Origin of the sequence: Rhizobium sp. NZLR8 (assembly GCF_019685025.1) — a bacterium.
In the GTDB taxonomy this organism is placed as follows: domain Bacteria; phylum Pseudomonadota; class Alphaproteobacteria; order Rhizobiales; family Rhizobiaceae; genus Rhizobium.
In genome coordinates this window covers 157751-172341 of sequence record NZ_JABDVY010000014.1, presented here as the reverse complement: position 1 = coordinate 172341, position 14591 = coordinate 157751, and the positions used below count along the sequence as shown (strand labels likewise).

Genomic DNA, 14591 nt, shown 5'->3' with positions numbered 1-14591 from the left:
CCCTACTGCCGGAGCATCAGCCCGGCCGGCGCGGCAGGCTTCTGCGCCTCCTCGCGTTTTTCAGAGAGGGGCATTCCGGAAAAGAGGTCGTTGCTATCGTCCATGGATCCGTTCAGATCTTCATCCTGTCTTGGGCGGGCATCCGCCGCCGACCCAAAATCACCGCATTTCATGTCACGTTTGCGAATCAGGCAGATTTTGCCAGAAAGCACCTCTATACGCGACACCGCCGGTTTTGGCGGCTTTTCCCAAATGATTTGCGTTGCCGGGCGCGGAATGGCAAGCGGCGGCAGGCTTCAGGAGCCATCCGAATGCGAATGTCCACAAGTGATTGCACCATCATCACCGCAATTGCGGCGTTTTTCTTGTCCGCGGCCATCCTGTCTGCTGTCGGGCCGGCGCGGGCGGCCGATGCGCTGCCGCCTTTCAAGGACGATCTGTTTTCGAAGCAGGCCACGCTGCAGACAGGCGATGACGGTGCATTCGAGGTCATCGACTATAACGAGATGCGCGATATCAACGGTCGCGACCAGATCCCGCAAAAGCGAGTGCAGCAGAAATATGTGGCGCTTGGCATCCGCAAGGCTCAAGCCGACGAGACGCTGCCTCTCGTCGGCATCAGGCTCGATGTCACCAGGGTGGGACCGGCCGAAAATGCCGCCTTCACGGTAATTTTCATCCATGGCCGCGACGGCGATCGCCGGCTGGGCGCCAACGATTACAGCTTCGGCGGCAATTTCAACCGGCTGAAGAACCTCGTCGCCGGCAATGGCGGCGTTTATTATTCGCCGACGGTCAGGAGTTTCGACAGCAATGGCGTTGCGGCAATCACCGGCCTCATCCGTTATGCCAGCGCCCAATCGCCGGGCCGGCCGGTCATCCTTTCCTGCGCCTCAATGGGCAGCCAGGTCTGCTGGGGCATTGCGCGCGACGGCGACAGCGTCAAGCGGCTGAAGGGCATGCTTGTTATGAGCGGCGTCGCCGATCCCGATTTCACCAGGAGCGCCTTCTACAAGGCGAAGCTGCCGCTCTGGTTCGCGCACGGCAGCCGCGACCCGGTCTATGCCGCCAGCGACCAGCAGGCGCTGTTCGAAAGCCTGCACAAGGCAAAATATCCGACACGGTTCACGCTGTTTGAGACCGGAAATCACGGCACGCCGATCCGGATGATCGACTGGCGCCGGGTCTTGAACTGGATTCTCGCCGGCTGAAGCGGGCTCCCTAGCATTTTTCGGCAGAAATATAGGCTGGATCGCCGAGATTCCCCTTACGTCAAGGGCATGATGCTTTTCTTTGCCGCGCGCTTTTGATATTGCCCAATGCATATGCAGAATTTGGGCATATGCAGAATTTGGAAGGCTGGCATGACACCTGACGTGCGCCCGCTCGTGGCGGGAAACTGGAAAATGAATGGCATGCGTGCCTCCCTGGATCAGATCAAGACGATCGCCGAGGGTGTTTCCTCGCCGCTGGCCGACAAGGTCGAAGCGCTGATCTGCCCGCCGACGACGCTGCTTTACGTGGCGACGGCGCTCTGCACCGACAGCCCGCTGGCGATCGGCGCCCAGGACTGCCATCAGAACCCGTCAGGCGCGCATACCGGCGACATCTCGGCCGAGATGATTGCCGATTGTTTCGGCACGTATGTCATCGTCGGCCACTCCGAGCGGCGCACCGACCATGCTGAAACGGATCATCTGGTCCGCGCCAAGGCGGAGGCTGCCTTCGCCGCCGGGCTGACGGCGATCATCTGCATCGGCGAGACGGCGGATGAACGCCGGACCGGCCAGGCGCTCGACGTCATCAAGCGTCAGCTTTCCGCCTCGGTTCCGGACGGCGCCATCGCCGAGAGCACGGTCATCGCCTACGAGCCGATCTGGGCGATTGGCACCGGTGTGACGCCGACATCAGGCGATGTCGAAAAGGCGCATGCCTTCATGCGCGCCGAGCTAGTGGCCCGCTTCGGCGATGAAGGCCGCAAGATGCGCCTTCTCTACGGCGGCTCGGTCAAGCCGGCCAATGCCGGCGAGCTGATGGGCATCGCCAATGTCGACGGTGCGCTGATCGGCGGGGCGAGCTTGAAAGCAGCCGACTTCCTCGCCATCTACCGGGCCTATGAGGCGCTGCTCGCCTGAGGCATTGTGAATTCCCAAGTTTATTCCGGGCCGAAGGGCTTGGAATAGATCAAAGCCTCATGTAAAGAGCCGCCAGAATTCTTACTTATGTCCGTCTCCAGGCGGGCAGGACTGGACCCATGCAGACCGTATTGATTGTCATTCATCTCATGATCGTGCTCGCGCTCGTCGGCGTCGTGCTCATCCAGCGCTCTGAAGGCGGCGGCCTCGGCATCGGCGGCGGTTCGGGCTTCATGTCGGCCCGCGGCACGGCCAATGCGCTGACGCGCACCACCGCGATCTTGGCGACGCTGTTCTTCCTGACCTCGCTCGGCCTCGGGATACTGACGCGTTACCAAGGCCGTCCGAGCGATATTCTGGACCGCATTCCGGCAACGGGCGGGCAGGGCAACGGCATTCTCGATTCGCTCGGCGGCGGTGCGAAGGCGCCGGCAGGTCAGCCGGCCGGCAACGGCGTTCCGAGCAGCGGGGCGGCAACGCCTGCCGCACCAGCGCCGGCAACTCAGGCTCCGGCAGCGCAGGCCCCCGCGGCTACCGCACCTTCCACGACGGCTCCGGCCGCAACCGCGCCGGCACCGGCTCAGCCCGCCGGCGTCCCGACGGGACAGTAAGCCGGTCTTCGACATAAACCGCCGGCAGGCCCTCGGGTCTGCCGGTTTTCTTTTGTTCAGATTCCTTCGCCACGCTTCGAAAATTCCGGAAAAGAATTTTTGGGGCTGGTGGAATCGTTTTTGAAAAGGTATCCGGTGAATCCCATGGCGCGATACGTATTCATCACTGGCGGCGTGGTTTCCTCTCTCGGAAAAGGAATTGCGGCCGCGGCTCTCGGAGCGTTGCTACAGGCCCGTGGATATCGGGTCCGGCTTCGCAAGCTCGACCCCTATCTGAACGTGGACCCGGGCACGATGAGCCCGACCCAGCACGGCGAGGTCTTCGTCACCGACGACGGCGCGGAAACCGATCTCGATCTCGGCCACTACGAACGCTTCACGGGGCGTTCGGCGACCAAGACCGACAACATCACCACCGGCCGCATCTACAAGAACATCATCGACAAGGAACGGCGCGGCGACTATCTCGGCGCGACGGTGCAGGTCATCCCGCACGTCACCAACGAGATCAAGGATTTCGTCATCGAGGGCAATGACGAATACGACTTCGTCATCTGCGAGATCGGCGGCACGGTCGGCGACATCGAGGCGATGCCCTTCATGGAGGCGATCCGCCAGCTCGGCAACGACCTGCCGCGCGGCACCGCCGTCTACGTCCACCTGACGCTGATGCCCTACATTCCGGCGGCCGGCGAACTGAAGACCAAGCCGACCCAGCATTCGGTGAAGGAATTGCAGGCGCTCGGCATTCATCCCGATATCCTGCTGGTGCGCGCCGACCGCGAAATTCCGGAAGCAGAGCGCCGTAAGCTCTCGCTGTTCTGCAACGTGCGCCCGTCCGCCGTCATCCAGGCGCTCGACGTAGCCAACATCTACGATGTGCCGATCGCCTACCACAAGGAAGGCCTGGACGACGAAGTGCTGGCTGCCTTCGGCATCGAGCCGGCTCCGAAGCCGCGTCTCGACCCGTGGGAAGAGGTCTGCAACCGCATCCGCACGCCGGAGGGCGAGGTGACGATCGCGATCGTCGGCAAATATACCGGCCTCAAAGATGCCTATAAATCGCTGATCGAGGCGCTGCATCACGGCGGCATCGCCAATCGCGTCAAGGTCAAGCTCGAATGGATCGAGTCCGAGGTCTTCGAAAAGGAAGATCCGGCGCCCTATCTCGAAAAGGTGCATGGCATCCTCGTGCCGGGCGGATTCGGCGAACGCGGTTCGGAAGGCAAGATCCACGCAGCCCGCTTCGCCCGCGAACGCAAGGTGCCATATTTCGGCATCTGCTTCGGCATGCAGATGGCCGTCATCGAGGCGGCGCGCAATCTCGCCGACGTATCGGGCGCGTCCTCGACCGAGTTCGGCCCGTCCAAGGAGCCGGTGGTCGGCCTGATGACCGAATGGGTCAAGGGCAACGAGTTGCAGAAGCGCACGGCAGCCGGCGATCTCGGCGGCACGATGCGTCTCGGCGCTTACAAGGCGGCGCTGAAGAAGGGCACGAAGATCGCGGATATCTACGGTTCCACCGATATTTCCGAGCGTCATCGCCACCGCTACGAGGTCAATGTCGACTACAAGGACCGGCTCGAGAGCTGCGGCCTCGTCTTCTCCGGCATGTCGCCGGATGGTGTGCTGCCGGAGACGATCGAATATGCCGATCACCCTTGGTTCATCGGCGTGCAGTATCACCCGGAACTGAAGAGCCGGCCGCTCGACCCGCATCCGCTGTTTGCCAGCTTCATCGAAGCGGCAACGGAACAGAGCCGCCTCGTCTAATCACAATGATGATCCAGATCGCGCGATTTCAGGCGCGATCTGGGCAAGTGCTTGTGGTGCTCTATTTTGCCGGCATGGCCACCCAACGCAGCACGACCGTTTCGCGCTTCATCGCCGCGCCGCCTGAGCGCATCTACCGTGCCTTCCTGGATGCGGAGGCGGTCGCCACCTGGCTTCCGCCCGGTTCGATGCGCGGGATCATCCATGCTTTCAAAGGCAGGGAAGGCGGCGCATTCAGCATGTCGCTCGTCTATCCTGATGACGAGACGTCGCAGCCGGGCAAGACCTCCGACAAGACCGACAGGTTCGAAGGCCGTTTCGCAAGACTCGTGCCTGATGAGCGGATCGTCTGGGCTACAGTCTTCGATTCCGAAGATGAAGGCTTTTCCGGCGAGATGATGGTCAGCACGACATTGTCACCGGTGGATGGTGGCACCGATGTGACGATGGCCTGCGACAACATTCCCTCCGGCATCCGCCTTGAAGACAATGAGGAAGGGTGCCGTTTGACGCCAGACAACCTGGCTGCTTTCGTCGGCGGTTGACGGTTGGTGGCGGGGACACGCCCCGCCGCCCATTTCAGTCTTCAGGCAGCGGCCGGCAGCGGGCCGATATAGACCGATCGCGGGCGAATCAGCCGACCGTCGAGCGCCTGTTCGCGGGCATGCGCCAGCCATCCGACCGTGCGGCCGATCGCGAAGACGCCGGTGAAGGCCTGCCGCGGGAAGCCGAGCGTTTCCAGCAGAAGCGCCGTGTAGAACTCGACATTGACGTCGAGCGGCCGGTTGGGCTTGCGCAGCTTCAGGATCGCCAAGGCGGCCGCTTCCACGGCTTCCGCCAGCGCGCCGCGGGCGCTGTCGACCTGCCCGGTGGCGAGCAGCTGCTTCAGGGCGCCCTTCAGCGCATCGGCACGCGGATCGCGGACGCGGTAGATGCGGTGGCCGAAGCCCATCAGCCGTTCGCCGCGATCAAGCGCTTCGCCTAGCCATAGCCCGGCATTCTCGGCCGTTCCGATCGCGTCCAGCATGTCCAGTACCGGACCGGGCGCGCCGCCATGCAGCGGCCCCTTCAGCGCGCTCAGCGCCGCCAGGACCGAAGAGGTGAGGCCGGCTTGAGTGGAGGCGATGACGCGCGATGCGAAGGTCGAGGCATTGAGGCCATGGTCCGATATCGTCACGAGGTAGGCGTCGAGCGCCGCCGTCTGCTCCCTGGTCGGCAATTTGCCGGTCAGCATGCGCAGGATATCGGCCGCCTGCGGCAGCGAGGCGTCGGGCCTGATCGGTTTTTCGCCGCGCTGCAGGCGCAGAACCGCCGGCAGGAAGACGGCGGGCGCTGCCAGAAGGCTGAGCGCTGTATCGAAATCCTCACCGTCTGGCAGCCGGGCGATCAGTGCCCGCATCGCATCGACCGGGGGCAGGGCGAGCAGGGCGGTATCGGCAGCCTTGATATGATCGAACACCCCAGTTCGGGCTTTCGCCAGCCAGCCGCGCAATTCTGTTTCACCGAAGCTTCGTTCCATCAGCCCGTCGAGCAATAGCGCGGCGACACCTTCATAGGTGCCGTCTAAGACCAGATGATCCAGCGATATGCCGCGGATGACCAGTCGCCCCGCTTCGCCATCCACATCCGAGAGCTGCGTTTCGGCGGCGATGACATCTTCCAAGCCGTTTTTCATAGTGTTTTCTCCTTTACGGCCGGGATGATCCAACCTAGTCTCATTGACGTCAATCTTGACGTAATTGATCAATATGAGGCTCCGATGTCGTGGCTGACCGCCGAGGAGGCGCTACGGGCGCTGAAGACCAAGCCGCAGACGCTCTACGCCAATGTCAGCCGCGGTCGCATCCGTGCCAAGGCCGATCCCACCGACCCACGCCGCAGCCTCTACCAGGCGACCGACGTGCAGCGGCTTGCCGAGCGTCATGCCGGCCGCCGCAAGACCGAAACCGTTGCCGCCGAGGCGATAAAGTGGGGCGATCCGGTTCTCTCGTCGGCAATCTCCACCATTATCAATGGGCGGCTTTCCTATCGCGGACTCGATGCGGCCGTTTTTGCCGAGGCAGCGACGCTGGAGCAGACGGCGGCACTGCTTTGGAACGGTGCGGAAGCGGTGTTCTCCGGCGCCGGCGCCGGGTACGCCGCTCCGTCGCTTCAGGCTGCTTTCCTTGCGCTGGCAGGGCGGGTGACATCGGATCTGCCGTCGCTCGGCCGATCGCAGGCGGCACTTCGCCGCGAGGCGCAGGGAGTCCTCTCCACCGTCGCCGATGCTCTGGCGCCGGGGCCATCGGATCGGCCGCTGCATCTGCGGCTTGCGGAAAGCTGGCAGCGGCCGGATGCTGCCGATTGCCTGCGTCGGGCGCTGGTGCTGCTTGCCGATCACGAACTCAACGCCTCGACTTTTGCGGCGCGGGTCACGGCATCGACGGGTGCCGCGCTTTCGGCCGCCGTGCTTTCCGGACTGGCAACGCTGACCGGGCCACTGCATGGCGCCGCCTGGCAGGGTGTCGACGCCTTGATCGAAGCCGCTGTCACCCTCGGGGCCGAGCAGGCGATCCGCCGCACGCTTGCTCAGGGCCATCGCCTGTCGGCCTTTGGCCATCCGCTCTATCCCGACGGCGATATCAGGGCTATTGCGCTGCTCTCGCATTTTCCCCTGCCGCTGGAATTTGCAGACCTTCGTGATGCGGGCGAAGCAATGGTCGGCGAGAAGGTCAATCTCGATTTCGCGCTTGCCGCGATGGCCGCCGCCTTCGATCTTCCAAAGGAGGCGCCGATCATCATGTTCTCGCTCGCTCGTTCCGCCGGTTGGCTTGCGCATGCGATGGAGCAGATCGACAGCGGCGAATTGATCCGGCCGCGGGCGCGTTATGCCGGACCAGCGCCGGATACCAACACCAGCCGCTAATGCTGGCGATTGTGGCGGTTTGCTTTTTTACCTAGGGAATTATCCGAATTCGGCTATCATGCCTGCCATGGAAGAAGACGGTTGGCGGACGCTTTGGAAAAAGCTGCCCGCACGGTCATGGGGGCCTTTCCATGAATACGAAACTTCGCAGCCTGCTTGCCGCCGCACTCGCTGTCGGCCTCATTCCACATGAGGCGGCCTTTGCGCAGTCTGCCGGCTGCACGATCTCGCGCGACGCCGGCGCCCGCCAGGTGTTCACTTGTCCCGGCGGAGTAAAGATCACGGCGGAGGCCGGCGCCTCCTTCCGCCTAGCCGACCGCAACCGTGACGGCAGCCCCGATTCAGCGTCGCTGCGGCGCAAGGCCATCCTCGTCGATGTCGACAGCAGCCAGCACGCGAGTGGTTTTGAGGTGGTGACGCCGCAGGCGATCGCCGCCGTGCGCGGCACGCAATGGGCCGTCGACGTCGCAGGCGGCAAGACCTCGGTGCTGGTCGTGCGAGGCAGCGTCGCGGTCCGCCGACCGGCTGGCGAGCAGGTGGTGCTGTCGCCGGGCGAGGGCGTCGATGTCAGTGCCGGAACGGAACCCCTCATCGTGCGTCGCTGGCCGGCGCCGCGCGCCGCCGCTCTCCTTGCCCGCCTCGGCCAGTAATCGATGAACCATCGCCTGCAGACGGTGATCGCGCTGTTTTTCGCCGGCCTTTGGGGAGCTGCGCTCGGCTATGCCAATCTCACTGCCGGAAGCGGCCTTCTCGACCGGATGGAGGCCTCGCTCACCGATATCCGCAGCGTTATCGTCGGGGCGAAAACGCCGCCTCCCGGCGTCTCGATCGTCGCCATCGACGACCGCACCGCGGCGTCCCACGGTTACCCCCTTGATCGGGCCACACTTGCGCGCCTTGTCAGCGCAATCAACGCCTTGAAGCCGAAGGCCCTGGCGCTCGACATTCTGCTGGTCGATCCCGGGCCGGAGGAGGGCGATGCGGCGCTGGCTACCGCCCTTGCCCAGGGGCCGAGCGTGATTGCGGCCGCAGCCACCTTCACCAGAAGCAGCCAGCAGGTCACCGATGCCGCCAACGATCCGCTCGCCGCCATCCCCGAGGCAGGTCAGCTTCTGTTGCCGCTTCCCCGCTTTGCCGAGGCCGCCGCCGTCGGCATCGTCAATGTCGCAACCGACCAGACCGGCACGCCGCGGTACATTCCGCTGATCTCACGCGCCGCGGATCGATTGGATCCGGCCTTTCCGCTGCGCGCCGCTTCGGTGGCGCTCGGCGTCGACCCCAGCATCGAACCCGATGCCATCATGCTCGGAAAGCTGCGTATCCCCACCGATATCGGCCAGCGGCTGCCGGTGACCTTCTATGGCGGGCACGGCAGCATCGCCACCTTCAGCGCGGCCGATGGGCTGGATGGCACGCTTTCGGCCGATGCGGTTGCCGGCCGCATCGTCGTCATCGGCTCGACGGTCACCGGCGGCGGCGACGTCTTCCCGACGCCGTTCGATCCGGTTATGCCCGGCGTCGAGGTGATGTCGACGGCGATCACCCATCTCGTCAGCGGCGACGGCATGGTGCGCGACCACCGGATAAGGCTGATCGATGCCGGCATCGCCGTCGGCCTGCCGCTCGTGCTCGTTTCGCTGATTGCCTGGCGACGGAGTGCTATGGGCTATCTCATCATCGTGTTGACGCTGATCGTCTGGGCGCTGCTCAATCTTTCGGCCTTTGCGCATGGTTATTGGCTGAGCGCGGCGCTGCCGATCGCCGCAGCGCTGCCGCCGGCGCTGATCTTCGGTGCAGCCGAACTCTGGCTCGACCGCGGCCGCGCCCGCCATTTTGCCGAGCAGAGCGCGTTGCTGCAGCGCATCGAGGCGCCCGGCCTCGGCGAGTGGCTGGCACGCGATCCAAATTTCCTCGCCGCACCGGTGCGCCAGAACGCTGCCGTCATCTTCATCGATCTCTCGGGTTTCACCGGCCTCAGCGAAAACCTCGGCCCGGTCAAGGTGAGCGAGGTTCTGAGCGGATTCTTCGAACTGGTCGATGAGGAGGCGCGCGCCCACGGCGGCGCCATCACCAGCTTCATGGGCGACGGGGCGATGATCCTGTTCGGCCTGCCGGAGCCTGCCGATGACGATGCCGCCCGGGCCGCTGCCTGCGCCGTCAGCCTGTGTGAGCGCACGCGGGCCTGGCTTGGATCGCACGGAGGCTTCGCGGAGAAGAGGATCGGCTTCAAGGTCGGCGCCCATTGCGGCCCGATCGTCGCCTCGCGCCTTGGCACCGGCGACCGGCAACAGATCACCGCGGCAGGCGACACCATCAACGTCGGTAGCCGCCTGATGGAGGTCGCCGCCCGCCATGGCGTCGAGCTGGCGCTGAGCGCCGAAATCGTCCGCGCGGCCGGCCCCGACAGCGCGTTGCTGCAGGCGGGCCGCATGGAGGGTCCGTTGGAAACGACGCTGCGCGGCCGGGCAAGGCATATCGACGCGTGGCTGTGGCGCAGCCGCACGCTTTGACAATCGCGGCGGGAGCGGCTAGGAACGGCGCAAATACCCGCCGGCTGGCTCCGGCCATGGCGCATTTCGCGCCTGACAGCTCCGAAAGATCGAACTCATGACAGAATTCAACGGCGTCGTTCCGGCGATCGCCAAGGCGTTGCAGAAGCGCGGTTACGCCGAACTCACCCCGGTGCAGAAGGCAATGCTCGATCCGGCGCTCGCCGCTTCCGACGCGCTGGTCTCGGCCCAGACCGGCTCCGGCAAGACCGTCGCCTTCGGCCTGGCGCTGGCACCGACCCTGCTTGAGGGCAGTGAGCGTTTCGGCAATGCCGGCGCGCCGCTGGCGCTCGTCATCGCCCCGACGCGTGAGCTTGCCCTGCAGGTGAAGCGCGAGCTCGACTGGCTGTTTGAGCTGACCGGCGCGGTGATCGCCAGCTGCGTCGGCGGCATGGATATCCGCAGCGAGCGCCGCTCGCTCGAACGCGGCGCCCATATCGTCGTCGGCACGCCCGGCCGCCTCTGCGACCATATCCGCCGCCGGGCGCTCGACATGTCGGAACTGAAGGCCGCCGTCCTTGACGAGGCCGACGAAATGCTGGATCTCGGCTTCCGCGAAGACCTGGAATTCATTCTCGATGCGGCGCCGGATGAACGCCGGACGCTGATGTTTTCGGCAACGGTGCCGGCGGCGATCGCCAAGCTTGCCAAGAGCTACCAGCGCAACGCCGTGCGCATCAGCACCGCGGCTGAGGCAAAGCAGCATATCGACATCGAATATCGCGCGCTCATGGTGGCCCCCAGCGACCGCGAGAACGCGATCATCAACGTGCTGCGTTATTACGAGGCGACCAACGCCATCGTCTTCTGCTCGACGCGCGCCGCCGTCAATCATCTGACCGCGCGCTTCAACAACCGCAATTTCGCCGTGGTGGCGCTTTCCGGCGAGCTGACGCAGAACGAACGCACTCACGCGTTGCAGGCGATGCGCGACGGGCGCGCCCGCGTCTGCATCGCGACCGACGTCGCCGCTCGCGGCATCGACCTGCCGGGCCTCGATCTCGTCATCCATGCCGATCTGCCGACCAATCCGGATACGCTGCTGCACCGCAGCGGCCGCACCGGCCGTGCCGGACGCAAGGGCATCAGCGCTATGATCGTGCCGCTGAATGCACGGCGCAAGGCGGAGCGCTTGCTCGAGAATGCCGGAATTTCGGCTGCCTGGGCGCGGCCGCCGTCGGCCGAGGAGGTCAATGAGCGCGACGACGAGCGGCTGCTCGCCGATCCGATCTTCAGCGAAGCGCCGCAGGAAGAAGAACAGGGGCTGGTACAGCAGCTACTCGCCAGCCACGGAGCCGAAAAGCTAGCCGCCGCCTTCCTGCGCCTCTACCGCACCAATCATTCGGCGCCGGAAGACCTCCTCGAGGTTACCGTGCAGGACGATCGCAGCCGCAAGCGCCGCGACAATGCCGAGCCGTTCGAGCCGGCACAGAGGGGACCGCGCGAGGATTTCGGCGCCAGCGTCTGGTTCTCCGTTTCGGTCGGACGCAAGCAGAATGCCGAGCCGCGCTGGCTGATTCCGATGCTCTGCCGCAACGGCAATGTCACGAAGCGCGAGATCGGTGCGATCAAGATGCAGCCTGAGGAAACCTTTGTGGAGATCGCAGCAGCGAGTGCCGAAAGCTTCCTGGCAGCGATCGGACCGAACAAGGCGCTCGAACGCGGCATCCGTGTGACAAAGCTTTCCGGCACGCCGGATTTCAGCCGGGCGCCGTCGCCAAAGCCCTATGCCGGCAAGTCGTCGCGTGACGAGCGACCGGGCGACACATTCCGCGAGGAACGCCCGAACAACAAGTTCGGCAAGGCTCCGGGCGGCGGATATGCTGCAGCTGACAATAGCGGCCAGCAAAGACAGGACACCAAGCCCTGGAGCAAGAAACCGGGCAAGCCCGGCTTCGATGGCCCGAGATCCGATAAGCCTAAATTTGATGGGCCGAAATTCGACAAGCCAAAATACGACAAGCCGAAATTCGAAGGCGGGAAATCCGAAGGCGCCAAATCCGAACGCCCGAAATATGAAGGCAAGGGCGGCGCCGGGCCGAAGGGCAAGTTTTCGAAGAAGAAGCCCGGCTGATTGCGCCGCAGGCCCTTCGCCGGTTCAGGCGGAGGGCTTTATCTGACGGCTAGCCGCAAGCGGAATTTCTCGACGGCGGCATGCCGCATCTCGCCATGAAGAACTATTGAATCGTTAGTTTTATAGCGGGCCAGGAGCAGGACGACGATGAAACGCTCCGGCATTCCACGTCCCGATCCGGCCGCCTTCATCCAGGCCAATCTGCCAATCTCCCCCGTTCCGGCCATTTCCGAAATCCTGCTCTATATGGCAGGCCCTGCGAGCGGGCTCTGGCGACTTGCCGGCCGGGGAGAAACCGATCCGCCGCCCTACTGGGCTTATCCCTGGGCCGGCGGCGCCGTGCTTGCCCGCCATCTGCTCGATCGCCCCGAGGTGGTCGCGGGGCGCCGCGTCCTCGACCTTGGCGCCGGCTCCGGGCTCGTCGCCATCGCGGCGGCGAAGGCCGGAGCTGCTACGGTCACGGCGGTCGATGTCGATGCCAATGCCATCGCCGCAATCGGTCTCAACGCGGCGATCAACGGCGTGAAGATCGTAGCCGTCGCCGCCGATATCATCGAGGCGCCGCCGCCGGAGGAGACTGATCTCGTCGTTGTCGGCGACCTGTTCTACGATCCCGCACTTGCCTTGCGGGTGATGGATTTCTTGCAGCGTTGCCAAGCGAGCGGCATCGAGGTGCTGATCGGCGATCCCGAGCGCGCTTATCTACCGCAGGGACACCTTAGGCGAATCGCGACCCATGCGGTCGCAGATTTCGGCGCGAGTACGGGGGGCAAGGTGGTGCCGGCAGGCGTCTTTTCACTTGCCGGAGATGGCTGAAAGGCTGCGATTATGCCAGAAGATCCGGCCGCAACAGCATGACCGGGCAGGGCGCTCCAGCCGGTAGCTCCGGTGCATGCGGCGGGCGGATGATCAGGCAATCGGCTTGCGCAAACACCTTCATCATCGACGAATCCTGTTTGTCGAAGGGTTCGGCGAGCCAGTTCCCGGCGGCGGATTTCGAGAGTTTCGCCCTGATATAGTCCTGGCGGTGGTCATTGACGCGCAGCGTGACGGCTGCCTCCACCATTGTCTCGCGCCGCACCGGCGGCAGGGAGGCGAGTTTGCGGATCAGCGGCTCCAGGAAGAGCAGCGAGCAGACGAGGCTCGATACCGGATTGCCGGGCAGGCCGAGCACATGGGTCTCGCCGAAGCTGCCGACCATCAGCGGTTTGCCGGGACGCATGGCGATGCGCCAGAAATCCAGCTGCATGCCGGCCTCGATCAGCGTCGCCTGCACCAGATCGTGGTCGCCGACCGAAGCGCCGCCGAGCGTGACGATGACATCGGCCTCGGCGTCTCGCGCCGCGTCGATCGCCGCGGTGATCCTGGCTTTGTCGTCCGGGACAATGCCGAGATCGAGCACCTCGGCGCCGGCTTTGCGGGCAAGGGCTGCAATACCGAATGTATTGGATGCGATGATCTGCGACGGGCCGGGCGCGCTTCCGGGCGGCAGCAATTCGTCGCCGGTCGCAAGGATGGCGATCAGCGGGCGTTTGAGAATCTCGACATCGGGCCGGTTCATGCCGGCAGCGACCGTCAGCCGCGAGAAATCAAGCACTGTGCCGGCCGACAGCACGGCTTCGCCTTCGGCAAAATCCTGGCCGCGGGGACGCACATGCTGGCCCTGCCGCACAGGAAAATTGGTTCGGATGCCGCCTTCAGTCTTCTCGGCATCCTCCTGCAGAAGGACGCTGTCGGCGCCTGCGGGAACTGGGGCGCCGGTGAAGATGCGGACGGTCTCGCCTTTGCTGACCTCGCCTTGGAAGGCATGGCCGGCGGCGGAGGTGCCGATCAGCTTCAGCAAGGCGCCCGGCTCCGGCGCGTCTTCGCGACGTAGGGCGTAACCATCCATAGCGGAGGAGTTGAAGGGCGGCTGGGTCAGGCCTGCCTTGAGATCGACGGCCAGGACGCGGCCTTCGGCATCGATAAGTGGCAGCGTTTCAGAGGCTTCGACGGGCTTGGCGCGGGACAGGAGACGGTTCTGCGCCTCGGCGACCGGGAGAAGGTTCATCTCGCCTCCGGATGACGGAAATTGCCCGACTTGCCGCCGGATTTTTCGAGCAGCCTGACGCCGCCGATCTCCATTGTCTTGTCGGCGGCCTTGGCCATATCGTAGATCGTAAGGCAGGCGACCGAGACGGCGGTCAACGCCTCCATCTCCACACCGGTCTTGCCGGTCAACTTGGCGGTTGCCGTGACGCGCAGACCAGGCAGGGCGGCGTCTTCCTCGATCTCGACGGTCACCTTCGTCAGCATCAGCGGATGGCAGAGCGGGATGAGATCGGCGGTACGTTTTGCCGCCATGATGCCGGCAAGGCGCGCCGTGCCGATCACATCGCCCTTCTTGGCATTGCCTTGTCGAATGAGCGCGAGTGTTTCCGGCGCCATCTTCACATAGCCCTCGGCCGTGGCGATACGCAGCGTCTCGGCCTTGTCGGAAACGTCGACCATATGCGCCTCGCCGGAGGCATCGATATGCGTTAGGTTAGCCTTTCCGCCGCTCAT

Annotated in this window: 13 protein-coding genes and 1 pseudogene; 10 read left to right on the top strand and 4 right to left on the bottom strand. The window is 64.6% G+C overall.

Features of this window, described 5'->3' with window-relative positions; translation table 11 throughout:
* Nucleotides 1-23: 23 nt before the first annotated feature.
* A pseudogene (locus HJB89_RS26170) lies at nucleotides 24-212 on the bottom strand (hypothetical protein); the annotation flags it as partial.
* A gap of 99 nt (nucleotides 213-311) precedes the next feature.
* Here HJB89_RS26170 and HJB89_RS26165 point away from each other — a divergent pair.
* The 5 genes from HJB89_RS26165 (at nucleotide 312) to HJB89_RS26145 (ending at nucleotide 5064) form a co-directional block, all read left to right on the top strand.
* Nucleotides 312-1211 (top strand): alpha/beta hydrolase, encoded by a 900-nt coding sequence (locus HJB89_RS26165; RefSeq protein ID WP_221116012.1) that lies wholly within the window; start codon nucleotides 312-314, stop codon nucleotides 1209-1211.
* Between the two features lie 153 nt (nucleotides 1212-1364).
* The gene (gene tpiA, locus HJB89_RS26160; RefSeq protein WP_207580540.1) at nucleotides 1365-2135 is read left to right on the top strand and encodes a triose-phosphate isomerase; all 771 of its coding nucleotides are present in this window, start codon (nucleotides 1365-1367) and stop codon (nucleotides 2133-2135) included.
* A gap of 119 nt (nucleotides 2136-2254) precedes the next feature.
* Nucleotides 2255-2746: a preprotein translocase subunit SecG gene (gene secG / locus HJB89_RS26155; RefSeq protein WP_221116011.1), complete on the top strand. Its 492-nt coding sequence runs from the start codon at nucleotides 2255-2257 to the stop codon at nucleotides 2744-2746.
* A gap of 144 nt (nucleotides 2747-2890) precedes the next feature.
* Nucleotides 2891-4519 (top strand): CTP synthase, encoded by a 1629-nt coding sequence (locus HJB89_RS26150; protein ID WP_221132639.1) that lies wholly within the window; start codon nucleotides 2891-2893, stop codon nucleotides 4517-4519.
* A gap of 74 nt (nucleotides 4520-4593) precedes the next feature.
* Nucleotides 4594-5064 carry an SRPBCC family protein gene (locus HJB89_RS26145; RefSeq protein ID WP_221150761.1) on the top strand — a complete coding sequence of 157 codons (471 nt, stop codon included), beginning with the start codon at nucleotides 4594-4596 and terminating at the stop codon, nucleotides 5062-5064.
* Between the two features lie 41 nt (nucleotides 5065-5105).
* Here the strand turns inward: HJB89_RS26145 and HJB89_RS26140 are convergent, their stop codons facing one another.
* Entirely contained in the window at nucleotides 5106-6194 is a 1089-nt protein-coding gene (locus tag HJB89_RS26140; protein ID WP_221150758.1) for a citrate synthase/methylcitrate synthase, read from the bottom strand.
* Nucleotides 6195-6278: 84 nt separating this feature from the next.
* On the opposite strand from HJB89_RS26140, the gene HJB89_RS26135 reads away from it, so the two are divergent.
* The 5 genes from HJB89_RS26135 to HJB89_RS26115 all read left to right on the top strand — a co-directional run bounded on the left by HJB89_RS26135 (nucleotide 6279) and on the right by HJB89_RS26115 (nucleotide 12863).
* Nucleotides 6279-7424, top strand: a complete 1146-nt coding sequence (locus HJB89_RS26135; protein WP_221150757.1) for a citrate synthase — start codon at nucleotides 6279-6281, stop codon at nucleotides 7422-7424.
* Between the two features lie 131 nt (nucleotides 7425-7555).
* Nucleotides 7556-8074 carry a FecR domain-containing protein gene (locus HJB89_RS26130; RefSeq protein ID WP_207580536.1) on the top strand — a complete coding sequence of 173 codons (519 nt, stop codon included), beginning with the start codon at nucleotides 7556-7558 and terminating at the stop codon, nucleotides 8072-8074.
* A gap of 3 nt (nucleotides 8075-8077) precedes the next feature.
* Nucleotides 8078-9934 (top strand): CHASE2 domain-containing protein, encoded by a 1857-nt coding sequence (locus HJB89_RS26125; RefSeq protein WP_221150756.1) that lies wholly within the window; start codon nucleotides 8078-8080, stop codon nucleotides 9932-9934.
* Nucleotides 9935-10031: 97 nt separating this feature from the next.
* A complete protein-coding gene (locus HJB89_RS26120; protein ID WP_221150755.1) occupies nucleotides 10032-12047 on the top strand; it encodes a DEAD/DEAH box helicase in 2016 nt (671 codons plus the stop codon).
* 147 nt (nucleotides 12048-12194) lie between these two features.
* Nucleotides 12195-12863: a methyltransferase gene (locus HJB89_RS26115; RefSeq protein WP_221150754.1), complete on the top strand. Its 669-nt coding sequence runs from the start codon at nucleotides 12195-12197 to the stop codon at nucleotides 12861-12863.
* 10 nt (nucleotides 12864-12873) lie between these two features.
* Here the strand turns inward: HJB89_RS26115 and glp are convergent, their stop codons facing one another.
* Both glp and moaC read right to left on the bottom strand, forming a co-directional pair.
* A complete protein-coding gene (gene glp / locus HJB89_RS26110) occupies nucleotides 12874-14097 on the bottom strand; it encodes a gephyrin-like molybdotransferase Glp (RefSeq protein ID WP_221150753.1) in 1224 nt (407 codons plus the stop codon).
* Nucleotides 14094-14591, bottom strand: coding sequence for a cyclic pyranopterin monophosphate synthase MoaC (gene moaC, locus HJB89_RS26105; RefSeq protein ID WP_221132633.1), 498 nt, complete (start codon nucleotides 14589-14591; stop codon nucleotides 14094-14096). Before moaC ends, glp begins: the two co-directional genes overlap by 4 nt.